Source organism: Streptococcus sp. CCH5-D3 (genome assembly GCF_001556435.1).
In the GTDB taxonomy this organism is placed as follows: Bacteria; Bacillota; Bacilli; order Lactobacillales; family Streptococcaceae; genus Streptococcus.
On record NZ_LSIW01000014.1, the window covers coordinates 1 to 771 of the forward strand.

Annotated in this window: 1 pseudogene; it reads right to left on the minus strand. The window is 45.5% G+C overall.

Annotated elements, in window-relative coordinates:
• A pseudogene (locus AX662_RS00490) lies at positions 1–771 on the minus strand (CshA/CshB family fibrillar adhesin-related protein); the annotation flags it as partial.

The following is a 771-nucleotide window of genomic DNA, read 5'->3' on the forward strand; positions in this document are numbered from 1 at the left end:
CTGCTGGTGATTTCGCTTCTACTGATGCTGCTGGCTGACCATTTTCATCAAGAAGAGTAATGGTATCCTTATCGATTGGTGCAACTGGGTCACCTTCGGTGAAGGTCACAGTTCCAGTTTGAACCACACCTTGAGGTGCTTCTGATTCAGCTGGAGTTGCTGTTGGGGTTACTGGAGTCACAGTTGGTGTGTACTTAGCAGTAACTGGAGTACCGTTCTTATCGACACGTTTAACCGTTACGCCTGTACCTTCTCCAGTGAATGATTTTTCTGGAACAAATGTTACGGTTCCGTCTGGAGCAACTGTGTAAGTTCCTTCACCAGGAACGGTCTTCGTAGTTGAGCCATCTTCAAATGTTGCAGGTGTATCATCATCCATTGGAACATTTGGATTACCTGGTGTGAAGGTTGGTGTACCTGTTTGCGTTTGACCTTGTTTGTCAGTAGATGTTGTATCTTCTGCAGTTGGTGTAACTGGTGTTACGGTTGGTGTATAAGTTGCAGAAGCTTTGGTTCCGTTCTTATCTTCACGAACCACTGTTACAGCTGGTGCAGTACCGACGAATGATTTTTCTGGTACGAAGGTTACTGTTCCATCTGCAGCTACTGTGTAAGTACCAACACCTTCTACAGTCTTAGTCGTTGAGCCATCGTCAAATGTTGCTGGAACATCATCGTTCATTGGCACACGGCTGTCGCCTTCAGTAAATACTGGCTTACCAGTTTGTGTAGCACCTTGGATATCTGTTGATGTTGTTGGTTCAGCAGTTG